Genomic DNA, 18,168 nt, shown 5'->3' with positions numbered 1-18,168 from the left:
CAGGCCAGTACCGTGGCGGCGATGGCGAGCAGCGCCAGCGACACGGCATAGTAGGACGCCAGCGGGTGGAACCGGCCAGTCAGCGCCTCCTGGTGGAGAGCCATGGCCGCCGGTGCGTGGCGTTGCGCCTGCGGCATCAGCCAGCCCGCGCAGAAGAACACTGCCACCGCAGACAGGAACAGCCGCAGGAAGGCCTTCAACACGGCGCGCTCCGCTGTTCGCGCGCGCGTGCGAACAGGTAGCCGCGCCCCCACACGGTCTTGATGCGAGCGGGATCGCGCGGATTGTCATTGAGCTTGCGGCGCAGCCTGCCGATGCACACGTCGACGCTGCGGTCCAGCCCGTTGAAGTCGACGCCGCGCACCGCGTTGAGGAGATCGTCGCGCGTCAGCACGGTACCGGCACGGCTGGCCAGCGCCCACAGCATCTCGAATTCCATGGTGGTGACATCGACCGGGCGACCCTCCAGCACCACCGTGCGGGAACTGCGCTCGATTTCCAGCGCGTCGAAGGCCAGCCGCGGAACCTCGGCCAACCACTGCACCGGACGACGCAGCAGCGCGCGCATGCGCGCCAGCAGCACGCGCGGCTCGACCGGCTTGGCCACGTAGTCGTCGGCGCCGGCCTCCAGCCCGAGGATCACGTCGACGTTCTCGCCACGTGCCGACAGCATCAGCACCGGTACCGGAGACACCGCACGCAGGTCGCGGCATACCTGCATGCCATCGCGGCCGGGCAGCATCTGGTCCAGCACGACGATGTCCGGCGCGCTGGCGCGCACGGCCGCCAGCACGGCGTCGCCGCGGTGCACCTGGGTCACGAGGAAGCCGTGCTGACCGAGGTATTGCGCGATCAGCCGCGCGAGTTTCAGGTCGTCTTCGACAATCAAGGCTCTGGTCATCGCAGGAAAGCAGGAACGGGATACGGAAAAAGGGCGGTAGAAGACAGATGGCCGCGCTACGCAGCGGCGCCGGAAACGGGACAAGGACCCGCGCCGGCGCACCGGGCCGCCCGGCGACACCGCCGCAGGAACGAACGCTACCTTCCCGCCGCCCGCATGTCCGGGGGAAGTTGTATGAAAACTGTGGGAAAGTTTGATGTGCCGGGCCGAGCCGGGCCGGTTCACGCGGGCTCAGCCGCTGGCGCTGTCCTTCATCAATCCCTGCCGCCAGGCAAAGGCCACGGCCTCGGTGCGATCGGCCAGGTGCAGCTTGGCCAGCACGTTGCTGAGGTGCGACTTCACCGTCTTCTCGGTGATGTGCAGCGCCGCGGCGATGCGCGCATTGCTGCCGCCCTCCGCGAGCTGGCGCAGCACTTCGAGTTCGCGCTCGGTCAGTTCGGCGAAGGGATTGCGCTGCGGCTCGCGTACCCGCCGCACCGCCTGCAGGATGCGCCGCGCCACCTGCGGATGGATCACCGCCTCGCCCTGGGCGGCCCGGCGCAGCGTGCTCAGCAGCTCGTCGCCCAGCATGGTCTTGAGCGTGAACGACTGGGCGCCCGCCTCGATGGCGGCGAAGGCCAGGTCGTCCTCTTCCGATGAGGTCAGCACCACCACATGGCTGCGCGGGCTGACGGTGCGTATGCTGCGGATGGCGCTGACGCCATCCACGCCGGGCATCAACAGGTCGATCACCACCAGGTCCGGCGCGGTATCGCGCGCCAGCCCGATAGCCTCGGCGCCATCGCCGGTCTCGGCGACCACCTCGAAATCCTCGGTCAGCGCCAGCAGGCTGCGCACGCCTTGCCGCACGATGGCGTGGTCGTCGACCAGCATCACGGAAGTCTTCATGTCCTGCATCCCATCTGTTCGTCCTGCTTTCCTTCCGGGATCTCTTCCTGACTCGCATCCGGGTTCGCACCCGGCTCCATGCGGAAGGTGACGCACACCAGCACGCCCTTGCCCGGCCCGCTGCGGATCTCCAGCTCCCCCGCCGGCAGCGCCCGGGCGCGCAGCTGCATATTGGCCAGGCCCATGCCCGTGCCGCCGCCCCGATCCGGATCGAAACCGCGGCCATTGTCGCGCACCGACCAGCACGCCCTGTCGCCGGCACAGGCGAAGTCCACCTCGAGCAGGCTCGCTCCGCTGTGCCGCAGCACGTTGGCCGCCGCCTCGGTGGTCAGCAGCAGCAACTGGCCGGCCACATCAGGCCGGGCACACAGCCGGGCCTCGTCCTGCGGCGTCAGGCGCAGCGACCAGTCGATGCCGCTGCCGCTCAGCATCAGTTCGAGGCTGTCGCGCAACGTGCCAGCCAGCCCGGCCTCGACGATGGTGGTCGCGCCGAAGCGCTGGATGATGTCGGCGAGGTCCTGCTGCAGCCGCGAGGTCAGCTGCAGCGCCGTCTGCACCATCTCCTGCGCCTCGCCCTGGCCGCCGGTCAGGTGGCGCAGCACGCTCAGCTGCAGGCCGAGCGCGAAGGCACGCTGCTTGGCGGTATCGTGCAGGTCGCGCGCCAGCCGGTTGCGCTCCTGCGCCGCCGCCAGTGCCTGCTTGACCTCGATCACCTCGCCCAGCGCATCGGCCATGCGGTCGAAACGCTGCGACAGCCGGCTCAGTTCGTCGCCGCCATGATCGTTGATGCGCAGCGCGAGATCGCCGGCGGCCCAGGTCTCGGCCGCGCGGCCGGTGCGACGGATGCGGCCGACCAGCAGCACGGCCACGGTCAGCGCCGACATGGCGCTGATGATCAGCAGATAGCACAGCAGGTCCAGCAGTTCCCCGCGCGTGAGGCGGCCGAGCATGGATAGCGGGCTGCGCGCATCCATGCCCAGCGTCAGCGTGGCGCCGGGCTCCTGCGCCGGGTGGATCGCCACTGCCAGCGTCCAGGGCCGGGTCAGGTCCTCCCAGCGCCCGGGTGGCGGCGCGTCCGGCAGCCGCCCTGCCGGACGGCCGGGCGCGGCCGCGCCCATGGCCGCTTCGAGCCGGGCGCCCGCCCGGGCGGGATACTGGCAGCCGCTGCCGTCCGCGCGCCGGTAGCGCAACGCCAGGCGCCCGTCCCGGCTGGCGCCGGCCATGCCGTCGTAGTCGGCCCACATGCGCAACTCCGGGTCGGCCATGCGCAGCAGCAGCCCGAGCATCAAGGTCTCGCACTGCGCCTGGCGCCCGGCGTCCACGCCCGCCAGCGGCCCCAGCGCCGCGGCCTCGCGGGCCATGCGCGGCGCCAGCGCCGCCGGCTCGAAGGCCCGCCGCAGTTCCCGTCCGGCGCCAGCCAGGTCCAGCACGGCCAGCAGCAGCGTGCCGGCCAGCGAGGCGGCAAGCATGGCGCCCAGGTATTTCCAGAACAGGCTGCGCCACCAGCGCGTGGCGGCGGAGGGCGGCGGGGCATCGCCGCGGCCGGCTGACGGCCGGGAGAGAACGGTGGGAAATGGCATGGGCGCCAGTATCGCCCATCGGGGAGGCCGGCGAAACGGCCTCCGGTCGGACTCAGGACTGGACTTCCGGCCGATGCGCGCGCGCGTGACCGGCGCCAAGATGCAAGCCCGACCGATGCGGTCCGGGGCCGCTTTCGCCAACCCCTTTCGCCAACCCTTTCCCCAACCCTTTCCGACGGTCAACGGTTCGCCGCCCCGTCCGCACCCCTCATGCAAGCTACTCTCTCGCGGCGCCGCCGCCTGCCTCTCCTGCTCGGCGCGCTCGGCCTGCTGGCGCTCGCCGGGGCCGGGCTGGCCTGGCGGCTCGGCACGCCGCCCCAGCCCGAATTCCTCAGTGCCCCCGTGGTACGCGGCGACCTCGAGGATGCCGTGATGGCCATCGGCATCCTGCAGCCGCTGCGCCAGGTCGAGGTGGGCGCCCAGGCCAACGGCCAGCTCAAGTCGCTCAAGGTCAAGCTGGGCGACCACGTCAAGCGCGGCGACCTGCTCGCGCAGATCGACGCCGTGCAGCCGCACAATGTCCTGCTGCAGGCCGAGGCGGCATTGGCCGCGCTGCAGGCCCGACGCGACAGCAACCAGGCGCGCCTGCGCCAGGCTCGCCTCGAATGGCAACGCCAGCGCGACATGCGGGCCCACGACGCCAGCGCCGAACAGGACCTGGTGGCGGCGCAAGCCGAGCTGCGCGCGCAGGAGGCCGCCCTGCGCGAGACCACCGCCGAGATCGCCCAGCAGCGCTCGCGCGTCGCCGCCGCGCGCACCGACCTCGGCTTCACCCGCATCACCGCGCCGATGGACGGCGAGGTGGTCGCGCTCAATACGCTGGAGGGACAGACCGTGGTGGCCTCCTACCAGGTCCCCAACATCCTCAAGCTGGCCGACCTCAGCACCATGACCGTGCGCGCCCAGGTGTCCGAGGCGGACGTGATCCGCATCCGCGAGCAGCAGCCGGTCTATTTCACCGTGCTCGGTGCGCCGGACCGGCGCTACCACGGCCGCCTGCGCGCGATCCAGCCGTCGCCCGAGAAAATCAACAATGCGGTCTTCTTCAATGCCTTGTTCGACGTGCCCAACCCCGACCGCAGCCTGCGCATCGACATGACCGCGCAAGTCTCCATCGTCCTCGGCGCGGTGAAGCAGGCCGTGCTGGTGCCCCTGTCGGCGCTCGGCCCGCGCAGGCCCGACGGCCGCTTCCCCGCGCGCGTGCTGCATGCCGACGGTTCGGTGGAACACCGCCAGGTCCGCACCGGCCTGCGCAACAACGTCAACGCCCAGGTGCTCGAAGGACTGCGCGAAGGCGAGCGGGTGGTCACCGGAGACAGCACCGATGCCGCCGCCCCGGCCCCGGCCTCCAACCGCGCGGCGCGGCAGGCGCGCGGCCCCGCGCTCGCGGCGCGCCCCGCAACCAGCCGGAGCGCATGATGTCCCGTCCGCCGCTCTTGCTGCTCCAGCAAGTGGAGCGCCGCTTTCCGTCCGATGCCGGCGAAACCGTTGTGCTGTGCGACGTCGGCCTTGCCATTGCCGCCGGCGAGATGGTCGCCATCGTCGGCGCTTCGGGTTCGGGCAAGTCCACCTTGATGAACATCCTGGGCTGCCTCGACCGGCCGAGTGCCGGTCGCTACCTGGTCGACGGCCAGGACGTCGCCATGCTGGACGCCGATGCGCTGGCGCAACTGCGCCGGGAGCGCTTCGGCTTCATCTTCCAGCGCTACCACCTGATGCCCCACCTGTCGGCGGCCGGCAATGTCGAGGTCCCGGCCGCTTATGCCGGCATTCCGGCCGCGGCCCGGCATGAGCGCGCCCTGCACCTGCTCGACCGTCTCGGGCTGGGCGGGCGCGGCGCGAGTCGCCCCGGCCAGTTGTCGGGCGGCCAGCAGCAGCGCGTCAGCATCGCTCGCGCGCTGATGAACGGCGGCCAGGTGATCCTGGCCGACGAGCCCACCGGCGCCCTCGACAGCCGCAGCGGCGAAGAGGTCATGGCCATCCTGCGCGAACTGCACGCCCAGGGCCATACCATCGTCCTCGTCACCCACGACCGCCAGGTGGCCGCCTGCGCTGAACGCATCATCGAGGTGGCTGACGGCCGCATCGTCGCGGACCGCACCAACCGCCCGGCCGCGCCCGCCGCCCGCGCGGCGGCGGACAGGAGCCCGCCGGCCTCGCCGCCGGGGCCCGGCACGCCCCCCAAGGCCTTGCCCGCGCCGCCCGCGGCACGCCTGCGCGGCGGCTGGCAACGGTTCACCGAGGCCTTCCTGATGGCCTGGCGCTCGATCCTGGCGCACCGACTGCGCTCGGCGCTGACCATGCTCGGCATCGTCATCGGCATCACCTCGGTGGTGGCGATCACGGCCATCGGCGAAGGCGCCAAGCGCTACGTGCTGGACGATATCCGCGCGATCGGCACCAACACCCTGGAGATCTACCCCGGCGCCGACTTCGGCGACGACCGCGCCGACAGCATCCGCACCATGGTCGCGGCCGACCTCGATGCGCTGCGCGCGCTGCCTTACGTCGACAGCGTCACGCCGCTGACCACCCGCACGCTGCGCCTGCGCCACCGCAACGTGGACGTCAACGGTGCCGTGCACGGGGTCAGCGAAAGCCTGTTCCGCGTGCGCGGCATGAGGCTGGCCGACGGCAGCGGCTTCCGCAGCGAGGACGTCCTCCGCCACGCCCAGGTGGTGGCCATCGATGAGAACACGCGCCGCAAGCTGTTCGGGCGCCAGGGCCAGGCCATCGGCAAGATCATCCTGGTGGGCAACCTGCCGTGCACCGTGGTCGCGGTACTGCGCGAACGCAAGAGCATGTTCGACGACAACAAGAGCCTCAATGTCTGGCTGCCATACAGCACCGCCGGCAGCCGGCTGTTCGGCCAGCAGCATTTCGAGGGCCTCGCCGTGCGCATCGCCGAAGGCCAGCCCGGCAAGGCCGCCGAACAAGGCGTGGTGCGGCTGCTGGCGCAGCGCCACGGCAAGAAAGACTTCTTCACCTTCAACCTGGACAGCATCGTCAAGACCGCCGAGCGGACCAGCCAGGCGCTGACCCTGCTGCTCTCCACCGTGGCGGTGATCTCGCTGGTGGTGGGCGGCATCGGCGTGATGAACATCATGCTGGTGTCGGTCACCGAACGGACGCGCGAGATCGGCATCCGCATGGCAGTCGGCGCGCGCCGTGGCGATGTCATGCAGCAGTTCCTGACGGAGGCGGTGCTGGTCTGCCTGATGGGCGGCGTCATCGGCGTCGTGCTGGCCTACGGCCTCGGCCTGGTCTTCGCGCTGGCGAGCAGCCGCTGGCAGATGGTGTTCTCCCCGCTCTCCGTGGCCGGCGCCTTCCTGTGCGCCACGCTGGTCGGCGTGGTCTTCGGCTACCTGCCGGCGCGCAAGGCCGCCCGGCTCACCCCCATCGAGGCACTCAACCGTGAATGACGCGGCAAACCCCTTCCCGTCCCCCGGCCGTCCGCGCACGCGTGGCGGGCGCCTGCTGCTGTGTGCCCTGGCCTGGGCCATGGCCGGCTGCGCCGGCCTGCGAACGCCCGTCCTCGACCCCGCGCCCGACATTCCCGCGCACTGGAGGCAGGGCACGCCTGCAGGATCCGCAGCCGCACCGGCACCGGCACCATCGCCGGAATGGTGGCGCAGCTTCGGCGACGCGCGCCTCGACACCGTGATCGGCGCGGCGCTGGCACGCAACCCCGACCTCGCCATCGCCACCCTGCGGCTGAGGCAGGCGCGCCTGCGCGCCCGCCTCGCCGGCACCGACCTGTGGCCGGCACCCGGCGCGAGCCTCCAGGCCAGCCGCCGGTGGGGCCTGGACGGCCAGGCGCGGCGCGACGCGGGCGAGCTGAATGCCACCGTGGCCTACGAGCTGGACCTGTGGGGACGGCTGGCTCAACTGCGCAGCGCCGCCGAATGGGAGGCGCAGGCCAGCCAGGCCGATCATGAAGCCGCCGCCATCGCCCTCGTCGCCACCACGGCCACACTCTACTGGCGCGCAGGACTGCTCAACGAACGCATCACGCTCTCGGTACTCAGCCTGGCCGATGCCCGCGCCACGCTGGAACTGGTGGCCGCGCGCCACCGCGCCGGCGCCGCCGCCGGGCTCGACCTGGCCCAGGCCCGGCAGCAACTGGCCGACCTGCAGGCCGAGCATACGCTGCTGGAACAGGCGCGCACCGAGAATCGCCACGCCTTCGCCATCCTGTTCGACCGGCCGCCCGGGCAGGCGGCCGCCGAACCCGAGCGCCTGTCCTCCGCACCGCCCCCCGCGGTCGAGGCCGGCCTGCCGGCCAGCCTGCTCGGCCGCCGCCCTGACCTGCGCCAAGGTGAGGCGCGCCTGCGCCGCGCCCTGGCCGAAGCCGATGCGGTGCGCGCCGGTTTCTACCCCAGGCTGACGCTGACCGGCGTGCTCGGCAGCGCCAGCGCCGACCTCGGCTCCCTGTTGCGCGACCCGACCGCCCTGCTCGGCGCCGGGGTGGAACTCCCCTTCCTGCGCTGGTACCGCATCGAGCCGGCCATCGGCGTAGCCCAGGCCGAGTACGAAGAAGCCGTGGTGCGCTACCGCAAGACCCTGTACACCGCTTTTGCCGAGGTCGAAGACGCATTGGCGGCACGCGCGCAACTGGCCACGCGGGGCACACGGCTGGACCAAGCGCTGCGTGCCGCCGAGCAGGCCGAAACCCTGTCCGGCGTGCGCTATCGCGCCGGCGCCACGGCGCTGCAGCCATGGCTGGATGCAAAGCACAAGCGCCGGCTTGCCCAGGCCGCGCTGGCGCAGACGCGGTTCGACCGGCTGGTCGCCACCATGGCGCTCTACAAGGCATTGGGCGGGCCGGCCGAGCTGGCGGCGCGCTGAGTGGATAAGGATGCGGCCCTATTCCAGGGCCGTTCGAAGACGCACGGCAGACTCCCGACACAATCGCCGGGTGGCCGCAAGCAGACATCCGGGCGCGCCAGGCGCCGCAGGCCTCACATCTAGGCCGAAGGCCGTCCGGGAAGGCATTCCGCCCCGCCATCTTTGCCATGCCGGCCTTGCATTTGTTGACAGTCGCCCCAGGCCCGGCTGACTACACTGCAATCAACCCTTGGTGGCTCCCGGGGGCCCAGGAAACCCATATCGCCAGGCACTGACCCGCCTGGCGTTTTTTTTGTGCGCACCGTGCAGCGGCAATGCCGGCCCCCCTTGCGCTCGCGCTATCCGACCGAGGCCTCGAACACCCGCCGGTAGTTGCCGCCCAGCAGCTTGTCCAGCTCCGCCGGACGGAAGCCGCCTGCCAGCAGCGCCTGTGCCAGCGCCGGCAGTTGCGCGTAGCTGCGGAACACCGGCGGCGAGATGAAGCCCAGCATATCGCTGCCCAGGCCCACGTGGTCCACGCCGACCACGTCGACCATCCGCTTGATGCCGTCCGCCATGCCCGCCAGGTCGCGGAAGGACCCGGCGCTGGGCCAGACGCCGATCACACCGCCGGTGCCGGCGATCACGCGGGCGTGGTCCGGCGAGACCAGCCGGCTGCGCGCGCCGGGATGGGCCGCCAATGCGGTATGAGACAGCACCAGGGGCTTGCTCGACACCGCCGCCGCCCGCTTGACCAGGTCGTAGGTGCCGTGCGCCACGTCGACCACCAAGCCGAGCGCATTGCAGCGGCGCACCACGGCCGCGCCGAAATCGCTCAGGCCTCCATGCACCGGCGCTTCGCTCTGGATGTCTCCCAATTCGTTGACGCGGTAGTGCGTCAGTTGCAGGTGCCGCAGCTGCTGCTCCGTGTAAGCCTCGTCGACCCGCTCGATGCGGCCCTCGAGGAAATCGGCCCCCTCCGCCGCCAGGATCACGCTCGGGCCGGCCGGGGCCAGCCTGGCGAGCGAAGCGGCGTCGGTGACGACCTGCAGCTTCTCGTGGGCGATCAAGGCCCGTGCCCGCGCGAACTCGGCCTGGCCGAGCGCATGGAGCTCGCCCGGCTCCGGCTTGCGCCACGGCTCGAAGCTCCGGCGGTTGGCGGACACCCGCGTGACCGTGGTATCGGTGACGATGGCCAGGCAGATCACCTGCATGCCGCCGGCCCGCATGGGCGCGGCGAGCGGCAGGAAGGGGCGCCGGTCGCCGAGCGCCGGGTCGCGCGACACCGTGACGCGGCCGCCGTGGCTGTGCATGTCGATGGTCAGTGCGCCCGGCGCGGGCTGCCAGGCGGGCGCCGCGGCCTCGCCCGGCGCAGCGGCGTCCGCATCGGATGCGAAGGGTCCGCGCGCGCAGGCGGCCAGCCCGAGCGCCGCGCCGGCGGCGAGGAACACCCGCCGGCCCGGCATGGCCGGTGCCGCGTCGATCAGTACGGCGCCATCCAGGCGATAGCGCCACGCCTCGGGATCGTCGCCCCCGCTGCGCAGCCAGCCACGCAGCACGATGGCCCGCCCCGTCACCGCCACCGGCAGCGCCGCCCGGATTTCCATGCAGGCCTGCGCGTCTTGCGGCAGGCCAGGACCGCAGCAAGGCGCCTCGGCAACCAGCAGGAAGCCGTCCACCGCGCGAGCCGCCGCATCGGGCGGGATCATCCAGCCGGCGATCTCGACCTGCCGGCCTTCGAATCGGCCCGCACTGCCCGCATGGACCTCTGCCCACTCCAGTTTCATGCCGTGTCCCCCGGTGCCTGGCGATGTGCCCGGCCGCGCCGCCGGGTGGGCAGAGCATAGCGCCACCGCCCCCGGGCAGGCAAACCCGCACGGCCGCCGCCGGCATCGGGGCCGGGCTCAGGCGCCGCGCAGGGCCCGCCGGGCGTAGTACTCGAAGGTCAGTTGCGAGCGGCGCGGCGTCAGGATCCAGTCATGTGCCTCCTGGGCCAGGGCCTCGGGCAACGGCCGGATGGCGCCCGCCGACATGGCGGCCAGCTGCATCTTCGCCGCGCGCTCGAACAGCAGGGCCATCACGCACGCCTCCTCCACCGACGCCGCCGCCACCAGCAGCCCGTGGTGGGCCAGCAGGATGGCGCGCTTGCTGCCCAGCGCGGCCGAGATGATCTCGCCCTCCTCGTTGCCGACCGGCACGCCGGGCCATTTCTTCAGGAAAGCGCAATCGTCGTAGAGCACGCAGGTATCCATATGCGACACCACCAGCGGCACCTCCAGCATGGCCAGCGTCGCCGCGTGGAAGGGGTGGGTATGGATGACGCAGCGCACGTCCGGGCGGGCACGGTAGATCCATGAGTGGAAGCGGTTGGCAGGATTAGGCATGCCGTCGCCGTCGAGCACGCGCAGGTCTTCGTCGACCCGCAGCAGGTTCTCGGCGGTGATCTCGTCGAAACCCAGGCCCAGGCGCTGGGTGTAGTAGCTGCCCGGCTCTTCGGCGCGCGCGGTGATCTGGCCGGCCAGGCCGGAGTCGTGGCCGCCGTCGAACAGGATGCGGCAGGTCAGCGCCACCTTCTCGCGCAAGGTGCGCTCCGGAATCGACAGCTTCGACTGCATGTCGGCCTGGGCGCGGGAGATCAATTCGTCTTTCTTCAGGGTAAGGGTATCGGCCATGGTCTGGATGGTTTCTCTGCTAGGTATTCCTGGGTCGTTCGGATCGTTCAGCTTGTTCAGGTCGACGGAAGATTCTGCGGGGCCGCACCCGGCGGCCCCTGGCAAGTCACGCTGCCGGCCCGCTCATTCCGCCGTGATGCGGGCCGCGCTGACCACCGCCGCCCACTTGGCCTTCTCCGCCTGCATGACCTGCGCATACTCCTGCGCGCTGCCACTGTATGGTTCGCTGCCCTGTGCGGCCAGGCGGGAACGCAAGACGGGACTGGCCAGGGCGGCGCGCAGCGCCACCGACAGCCTGCCCACTACCTCCGGCGGCGTGCCGGCCGGCACGTACAGCGCATTCCACGAACTGACGTCGAAGGCCGGCAGGCCGGCCTCTTTGCTGGTCGGCACACCGGGCGCGCCCGGCAGGCGCCGGGGGCCGGCCACCACCAGCGCCCGCAAGCGCCCTGCGTCCACCTGCGGCAGGATCACCGGCGCAGCATCGAGCACCACGCCGACATTGCCGCCGATCGCCGCATTGACGGCCTCGGCGCCGCTCTTGAAGGGGATGTGTTCCAGCTTGATCCCTGCGCTCTGCTTCAGCAGTTCGATGCCGATATGGGGTGCGCTGGCATTGCCGGCCGAGCCATAGTTCAGCGCGCCGGGATGCTGGCGGGCGTAGCCGACGAATTCGCGGAAATCGCCGGCCGGCACGGCGGCGCCGACCGCCAGCAGGAATGGCGAGCGCGAGACCAGGCCCAGCGGCACGAACTGGGTATCGGGCGCATAGGGCAGCCGGCCCTTGGCGTAGATCAGTGGGTTCACGACCTGGGTGCCCACCGTGCCCATGAATACCGTATAGCCATCGGGCGCGGCGCGCGCGGCGGCCTGGGCCGCGATCACGCCGCCGGCGCCCGGCCGGTTCTCGATCACGACGCCCTGCCCGAGGCTGCCGCCCCAGGCCTGGCCAACGAGGCGCGCCACACTATCGGTGATGCCGCCGGCGCCGAACGGCACCACCAGGCGGATCGGCCGGTTCGGGAAAGCCTGCGCGCCGGCGCCGGGCGAGACGAGTGAGGTGAGCAGGCAGGCTGCGGCCAGGGCCGCGATCAAGGGGGGCGCTTTCATCGGAGTCTCCATGGGAAATCAGGCGTTCGATCACACCGGGCTGTCACGCCAGGTATGACACTTCATCTTTTATATGACTCAGTGTGTCCTTTGGAAAACAAGATGTCAAGAAGGACATCAGCGTCCGGTGTTGGCCGCGCGGCGGATATAATGCGCGGGTCGCTTCCTCTCGCCCCCTCATGGTCAACCTGCCGCATCGCCTCCGCACCCTCCGCCGCCAGCGCGGCCTGTCGCTGGAAGCGCTCGCCGAGCAGACCGGCCTGACCCGCAGCTATCTTTCCAAACTGGAACGCGGCCTCAGCTCTCCCTCGATCGCCACGGTACTCAAGATCGCCCAGGCCTATGGCATGGGCACAGGACACCTGCTGGGAGACGCGCGCGACAGCGCCGAGGAAGTGGCCTGCGTTTCCCGCGCCTCGCAGCGCGAGCCGCTATCGCGCGAGGGGGAATCGCACGGCTACCGCTATGAAGCCATCGCGGCAGCACGCAAGGTCAAGGCCATGGAGCCCTTCGTCATGCACCCGCCGAGCGACTTCCCCGACGAGGCAAGGGTCGCGCACAGCGGCGAGGAATTCCTGTTCGTGCTGAAGGGACAAGTCGAGGTCCAGCTGGGCGAGGAACTGGTGACACTGGCCAGCGGCGATGCACTGTATTTCGATGCCGACCTGCCCCACCGCGTGCGCAGCGTCGGGAGCGCCCGGGCCGAAGTGCTGGTCACCACCACCCGATAGTGTCGTACGTCTTCCATCCGTGGAAGAACACGGGCCGTCGAGAAGCCGCCTCCAAGCCGCCTCCAAGTCGCCGCTAAATCGTCCTTAGGTCGTCTTAGGTCGTCCTAAGTCGCCTGTCTATCGCGTCCGGGCGGGCACAGGACGGAGGTTTGCCGGGCCAGGCCGGGTGCCGGCGGACTAGAATCGATCGGCAAGCCAGTCACTCCGGAGACGCCGATGCATCTCGAAGGCTCCTGCCATTGCGGCGCTGTCCGCTTCCAGCTGGAAGCGGACAGCCCCTACCCCTTCATGCACTGCCACTGTTCGATCTGCCGCAAGACCGCGGGCAGCGGCGGCTACGCCATCAATCTCGGTGGCGACGCCCGCACCCTGCGCGTGCAGGGCCGCAAGCATCTCGGCATCTATCACGCCGTGCTGCGCGAACGAGGCAAGCGCGCCACGCGTTCGCCGGCGGCGCGCCATTTCTGCCGCGAGTGCGGCAGCCCGCTCTGGTTGTGGGACCCGCGCTGGCCGGAACTGGTCCATCCGCATGCCTCGGCAATCGACACGCCGCTGCCCAGGCCGCCGGAGGTGGTCGAGGCGGCGCTGGACTACGCCGCGCCCTGGGTGGACGTACCGCGTGGCGCGGGCCACGTCGCTTGCCGTACGTGGCCCGCCGAGTCCTTGCACGACTGGCACCAGCGCCACGGCCTGCTGAGCCCGGGCTGAAGCGCAGCGCGCGCGGCGGGCAGACCCGCCGGACTCAGGCCTTGCTACGCGACGTGCCGGTGGCCGCCGCGGCGGCCGTGTCGAGATGGCTGACGGCGGCTTCGCGCGCCTGGTGCGCGACCTGGCGCAGCGCACCGAAGGCGCCGCTGGTGGCATTGGCGGCGGCCTGCAGCAGGGCGGTGGCTGCCTCGGTGCCGACCGGTGCGTTCTTGACGAAGGTCTCCGCGAAGGCCTCCAGCGCGCGGCCATACTGCTCGCAGTGCGCCTCCGCCACGTGGGCGAAGCCGGCCTGCGTACCGGCAGCGATATCGTAGACGTGGCGCGCGTAGGCCAGGGCCTTCTCCGTCGCCGGCTGCAGCGAAGCTCCCTGTGCCAGGGCCGCGCTGCCGCCGTCGTTGCCGTCCAGCGCCGCGATGGCCTGCTCCCGGCCTTCGGCAAGCGCCGATTTCGTCGCCTGGAGATTCAACTCGGTCAGCTTCTGGATACCCTCCAGCGCCGTGTTCGCCATGGCGAGCAGGCTGTTCAGGTGGGCCTGCTGGGCGGCCAGCAATTGTTCGGACGCGAAAACAGACATGGACTCCCTCTCCCTGCGATGGGCCGGTGCGGAACGCAGCCGGCAGATTGGTTTCGGGTTGGCTTCAGCTTGGCTTCGACGCGCCCGCCCTGCGGCAGCGCGACGGCACGGACGAGCGCGGAACAGCGCATGGCGCACCGCAACATCCGACACGCGATTCTAGAGCACCGCACGTCCGTTTTGCTCGGGCCGCCGGCTCAGGACATACCCCGATATGGCTGCGCCCCCGGCCCGCCTCGCCGATCTCCCGCAGCGCGTGCAAACGCCTGCAGCCCGGGTATTGCCGCGAGCCGCGCGGCGAACGCGGTGCAACATAAATCATCGCGTATGGCGTAGAGGTATGGCCGGGACACCGAAAAATTTCATATCGGCACCCCTGAAAGAGTCAATACGATACCCCCCGATCCGGGCATTGCCGAAGCCGTCAGGCAGGCGATGCCCGCGGCCAGGACAACACCCCCGGCTGCGTGCCAGGCCGCTCCCGGGTGGCGCCCCAAAAGAAAAACGCACCAGCCCGCTTGGCGGCCTGGTGCGTCGGTAGGAGTGCCGGCCGGCGCAACGCTCGCGGACCGTGCGTCGTGGCCGCGGACGGCAAGACTTGCCGCCGTCCACGCCTTCCTCGCAGTACTCGGTACTTATTCGCCGGCGACGAACTGCTCGCCGTCCAGCATGGTGGTGCGCTGCTGCCTGGCGCGACGGCTGCCGCGCCAGGCCGAGTAGGTCACGCCGATCACCAGCAGGGCCGACATGACCACGAAGGCGCAGCTGATCGGGCGCTCGACGAACACCATCATGTCGCCGCGCGAGAGCAGCAGCGAGCGGCGGAAGTTCTCTTCCACCATCGGCCCCAGCACGAAGCCGAGCAGGATCGGGGCCACCGAGAACTCCAGGTACATCAGCAAGGCGCCGATCACGCCGAAGGCCAGCACTTCCCAGATCTGGAACAGGCTGTTCTGCGTGCTGAACACACCTACCACGATGAAGAACATCGCCGACGGGAACAGGTAGCGGTAAGGCACCTGCAGCAGCTTGACCCACACGCCGATCAGCGGCACGTTCAGCACCATCAGGATCACGTTGCCGATCCAGAAGCTGGCCACCAGGCCCCAGAAGATGTCCGGGTGGTCGCTGATCAGCTGCGGCCCCGGGGTGATGCCCTGGATCATCAGCGCGCCGAGGATCAGCGCCATCACCGCGTCGCCCGGGATGCCCAGGCTCATGGTGGGGATGAAGTCGACCTGGGTTTTCGAGTGCGCCGAGGCTTCGGGCGCGGCCACGCCGGCGATCATGCCGGTGCCGAACTTCTCCGGCGTCTTCGAGATCTTGCGCTCCAGCGCGTAAGCGATGAAGGTGGTGATGGTCGGGCCGGTGCCGGGCATGGCGCCGAACAGCGTGCCGACGCCGGTGCCGCGCACCATCGGCCAGAACGCCTGCTTCATCTCGGCCATGGTCGGACGCATGTCGCGGATGCGCAGCGTGGTCTTGGCCGTCACGGTCTTCATGCGGTTGACGTTGAGCAGGAAGTCGGCCACGCCGAACAGGCCCATCGCGATCGCCACCAGTTCCAGGCCGTCGCTCAGTTCAGGAATGTTGAAGGCGAAGCGGAAGGTGCCGGTGTTGACGTCGGTACCCACCACGCCGCACAGCAGGCCGAACAGCGTCATCGCCACCCCCTTCAGCGGGGAGCCGCGCGACATCGTCGAACCGGCCAGCAGGCCCAGCAGCATGATCGAGAAGATCTCGGTCGGACCGAACTTGAACGAGATCTCGGTCAGCAGCGGCGAGCAGAAGATCATCACGATGATGCCCACCGAGGCGGCGAAGAACGAGCAGATCATCGTGATGCCCAGCGCCGTGCCGCCGCGGCCGGCGCGCGTCAGCGGGTAGCCGTCCAGGCAGGTCACCGCGTGCGGCGGGTGCGAGGGCAGGTTCAGCAGGATCGCGCCGATCGCGCCGCCGTACTGCGAGCCGTAGAAGATACCGGCCAGCATCAGGATGGCGGGAACCGGGTGCATGACGTAGGTCAGCGGCAGCAGGATGGAGATCGCCGACAGCGCGCCCATGCCGGGCAGCACGCCGATCAGGTTGCCCATCAGCACGCCGAAGAACGACCACATCAGGTTGGTACCCTGGAAGGCGACGCCGAAGCCGAACCAGAGGTCGTGAAGTGCATTCGATACCATGGTGCTTACGCCCCCCAAGCGAACAGCGGCAACTGCAGTTGCAGCGCCCACCAGAAGACGACCACCGCCACCACGCACATCGCCGCAGCCAGCACGACGGCTTGCTTGACGGTATTGCTGCGGTCACCCAGGGCCGAGATGAAAACGATGGCGAAGGTCGCCGGCACCAGGCCGCCGAACTTGCCGAACAACAGGAAGGCCAGCACGCCGACGACGATGGCGACGGCGCCGCGCAGGTCGGGCAGGTCATGGCTGTGGCCCGGCGCGCCCTTGGCGGATTCGGTGGCGTTGCGGGCCGACACGGCGATCAGCACGCCCACCAGCGCCAGCAGCGTGCCGACGGCCGCCGGGAAGAACCCGGGACCCATCTGGCGCAGCGTGCCGACGCGGTATTGCATGCCGGCGACGACCGCAGAGAGCCCGATCAGCGTCATCAGCGCGCCGCCGTAGTAGTCCTTCTTGAACTTGGAAGGCTTGCTCATTGCCGTGCCTCCCTCGCCGCCGACGGGCACGTGCCCGCCTTCAGCCGGACCTGGGCCGACCGATGTGAATGGATGGTTTGATGCATGGGGTTTCCTCTAGTCTCCTGAGTCACCAGCGGCCATTTCGGCTGCGCTGCGGATCGTCGCAGCGGAAATGGGCCGGCGTGCGGAGTCTATGAAGAGCAGCTTCCAAACCCCTTTCTGGTGGCTTGCAAACGGCTTTCGAGCGTCCGTGAAAGCACGGATATTTGACGGATCAAGGGAAAACCCCGAGTGGGGAGCGCGCCGCCAACATCACATCCCGGCGACCAAGGATCTGCTGCGGCCTGGCGCCGCTGCAGAGCACTCCGCATCTCGCATGGCGCGCGCCTGAGCAAGAAGCTCCCGGCGCAGCGCAAAGCGAACGGCGTAATCGCCTGCGCGGCGAGCGGAACGACGAGCAATGAGACGACGCGCAGGCCATGCATGCCGCGCCATGCACCTAGTGCACGGCGCCAGAAAAACGCGCCCCCCGGGCGACGGTGCATGCCGGCCGCAGGCTCGGCGGCACAGCGATGGCGAGCCTTTGCAACGACGCATCGGACCAGGTTGGCTCAGCGCTGCGCAGGTCGGCAGGCCGCGGCGCCACCGCGCCTGCCCGCCCGGGCTTACCAGCGCTCCATCCAGGGCCGCAGGTCGAGTTCGAAGGTCCAGGCGTCGCGCGGCTGCTGGTGCAGGTGCCAGTAGTTCTCGGCAATATGATCGGGGTTCAGGATGCCGTCCTGGTCCTTGAGCGCGTAGCGCTCGGGGAAGTTGCTGCGGATGAATTCGGTGTCGATCGCGCCGTCCACCACCACATGCGCAACGTGGATATTGCGCGGCCCCAGTTCGCGCGCCATGCTTTGCGCCAGCGCGCGCAGCGCGTGCTTGGCACCGGCGAAGGCGGCGAAGTTGGCCGCACCACGCAGCGCCGCGGTGGCGCCGGTGAACAGGATCGTGCCCCGCTCGCGCTGCACCATGCGCCGCGCCACCTCGCGCGCATTGAGGAAGCCCGAGAAGCAGGCCATCTCCCAGATCTTGAAGTACTTGCGCGCAGTCTCGTCCAGCACGGAGCTGGGCACATTGGCACCGATATTGAAGACCAGCACTTCGATCGGGCCGATTTCCGCCTCGATGCGCTCCACCAGGGCGGCCACCTCTTCTTCCTTGCGCGCATCCGAGCCGAAGGCATGCGCGCGGCCGCCGGCGGCGCGGATGCTGTCCACCAGGGGCTGCAGCTTGTCGGCAGAGCGCCGCGTGACGCACACCGTCAAGCCACCGGCGGCGAAGCGCCGCGCGATGGCGCCGCCCGTCGAGTCGCCGGCGCCGATCACCAGCGCCACCCCTTGCTGCTGCGATTGTCCAGACATCGCGTCTCCTCCTTTTTCTAAACGATCGTTAAGTAAAGCGACGTTATGCCTTGCGCGGCCACCTGTCAAGGGTGGCCGCGCAGGGAAACGGCAGCAGCGGGCCAGGCACGCGGTGCCCCGCCCG

At 70.2% G+C, this 18,168-nt stretch carries 15 protein-coding genes; 5 read left to right on the top strand and 10 right to left on the bottom strand.

Features of this window, described 5'->3' with window-relative positions; genetic code table 11:
* Nucleotides 1-196 precede the first annotated feature (196 nt).
* From BKK81_RS28580 to BKK81_RS28570, 3 genes are all read right to left on the bottom strand, one after another.
* Nucleotides 197-901, bottom strand: coding sequence for a response regulator (locus BKK81_RS28580; RefSeq protein WP_071019904.1), 705 nt, complete (start codon nucleotides 899-901; stop codon nucleotides 197-199).
* 231 nt (nucleotides 902-1,132) lie between these two features.
* Nucleotides 1,133-1,789, bottom strand: a complete 657-nt coding sequence (locus BKK81_RS28575; RefSeq protein ID WP_083384794.1) for a response regulator — start codon at nucleotides 1,787-1,789, stop codon at nucleotides 1,133-1,135.
* Nucleotides 1,786-3,369, bottom strand: a complete 1,584-nt coding sequence (locus BKK81_RS28570) for a histidine kinase (RefSeq protein WP_156811474.1) — start codon at nucleotides 3,367-3,369, stop codon at nucleotides 1,786-1,788. The genes BKK81_RS28575 and BKK81_RS28570 overlap by 4 nt, the downstream gene beginning before the upstream one ends.
* 210 nt (nucleotides 3,370-3,579) lie before the next feature.
* On the opposite strand from BKK81_RS28570, the gene macA reads away from it, so the two are divergent.
* The 3 genes from macA to BKK81_RS28555 are packed head-to-tail and all read left to right on the top strand — an operon-like array spanning nucleotide 3,580 to nucleotide 8,217.
* Nucleotides 3,580-4,788 carry a macrolide transporter subunit MacA gene (macA, locus tag BKK81_RS28565; RefSeq protein ID WP_071019897.1) on the top strand — a complete coding sequence of 403 codons (1,209 nt, stop codon included), beginning with the start codon at nucleotides 3,580-3,582 and terminating at the stop codon, nucleotides 4,786-4,788.
* A complete protein-coding gene (locus tag BKK81_RS28560; RefSeq protein WP_071019895.1) occupies nucleotides 4,788-6,791 on the top strand; it encodes a MacB family efflux pump subunit in 2,004 nt (667 codons plus the stop codon). Before macA ends, BKK81_RS28560 begins: the two co-directional genes overlap by 1 nt.
* On the top strand, nucleotides 6,784-8,217 hold the full coding sequence (locus tag BKK81_RS28555) for an efflux transporter outer membrane subunit (RefSeq protein ID WP_231908122.1): 1,434 nt from the start codon (nucleotides 6,784-6,786) through the stop codon (nucleotides 8,215-8,217). Before BKK81_RS28560 ends, BKK81_RS28555 begins: the two co-directional genes overlap by 8 nt.
* Nucleotides 8,218-8,555: 338 nt before the next feature.
* On the opposite strand, the gene BKK81_RS34700 is transcribed toward BKK81_RS28555, so the two are convergent.
* The 3 genes from BKK81_RS34700 to BKK81_RS28540 form a co-directional block, all read right to left on the bottom strand.
* Nucleotides 8,556-9,983 carry a dipeptidase gene (locus BKK81_RS34700; protein WP_083384507.1) on the bottom strand — a complete coding sequence of 476 codons (1,428 nt, stop codon included), beginning with the start codon at nucleotides 9,981-9,983 and terminating at the stop codon, nucleotides 8,556-8,558.
* A gap of 117 nt (nucleotides 9,984-10,100) precedes the next feature.
* Nucleotides 10,101-10,868 (bottom strand): aldolase, encoded by a 768-nt coding sequence (locus BKK81_RS28545; RefSeq protein WP_071019892.1) that lies wholly within the window; start codon nucleotides 10,866-10,868, stop codon nucleotides 10,101-10,103.
* A gap of 123 nt (nucleotides 10,869-10,991) precedes the next feature.
* On the bottom strand, nucleotides 10,992-11,978 hold the full coding sequence (locus tag BKK81_RS28540; protein ID WP_071019889.1) for a Bug family tripartite tricarboxylate transporter substrate binding protein: 987 nt from the start codon (nucleotides 11,976-11,978) through the stop codon (nucleotides 10,992-10,994).
* Between the two features lie 179 nt (nucleotides 11,979-12,157).
* On the opposite strand from BKK81_RS28540, the gene BKK81_RS28535 reads away from it, so the two are divergent.
* Nucleotides 12,158-12,709, top strand: coding sequence for a helix-turn-helix domain-containing protein (locus BKK81_RS28535; protein ID WP_071019887.1), 552 nt, complete (start codon nucleotides 12,158-12,160; stop codon nucleotides 12,707-12,709).
* Between the two features lie 216 nt (nucleotides 12,710-12,925).
* On the top strand, nucleotides 12,926-13,417 hold the full coding sequence (locus tag BKK81_RS28530) for a GFA family protein (protein WP_071019885.1): 492 nt from the start codon (nucleotides 12,926-12,928) through the stop codon (nucleotides 13,415-13,417).
* A 34-nt stretch (nucleotides 13,418-13,451) separates the two neighbouring features.
* On the opposite strand, the gene phaP is transcribed toward BKK81_RS28530, so the two are convergent.
* From phaP to BKK81_RS28510, 4 genes are all read right to left on the bottom strand, one after another.
* Nucleotides 13,452-13,991 (bottom strand): TIGR01841 family phasin, encoded by a 540-nt coding sequence (gene phaP, locus BKK81_RS28525; RefSeq protein WP_071019882.1) that lies wholly within the window; start codon nucleotides 13,989-13,991, stop codon nucleotides 13,452-13,454.
* Nucleotides 13,992-14,626: 635 nt separating this feature from the next.
* Nucleotides 14,627-16,174 carry a tripartite tricarboxylate transporter permease gene (locus tag BKK81_RS28520; protein ID WP_071019880.1) on the bottom strand — a complete coding sequence of 516 codons (1,548 nt, stop codon included), beginning with the start codon at nucleotides 16,172-16,174 and terminating at the stop codon, nucleotides 14,627-14,629.
* A 5-nt stretch (nucleotides 16,175-16,179) separates the two neighbouring features.
* On the bottom strand, nucleotides 16,180-16,656 hold the full coding sequence (locus tag BKK81_RS28515; RefSeq protein WP_231908121.1) for a tripartite tricarboxylate transporter TctB family protein: 477 nt from the start codon (nucleotides 16,654-16,656) through the stop codon (nucleotides 16,180-16,182).
* Between the two features lie 647 nt (nucleotides 16,657-17,303).
* Nucleotides 17,304-18,044: an SDR family oxidoreductase gene (locus BKK81_RS28510; RefSeq protein WP_071019877.1), complete on the bottom strand. Its 741-nt coding sequence runs from the start codon at nucleotides 18,042-18,044 to the stop codon at nucleotides 17,304-17,306.
* Nucleotides 18,045-18,168: the final 124 nt, after the last annotated feature.

The organism is Cupriavidus sp. USMAHM13 (assembly GCF_001854285.1).
In the GTDB taxonomy this organism is placed as follows: domain Bacteria; phylum Pseudomonadota; class Gammaproteobacteria; order Burkholderiales; family Burkholderiaceae; genus Cupriavidus; species Cupriavidus malaysiensis.
Note: the sequence above shows the minus strand (reverse complement) of the source record. Positions and strands in the feature narration are given on the sequence as shown.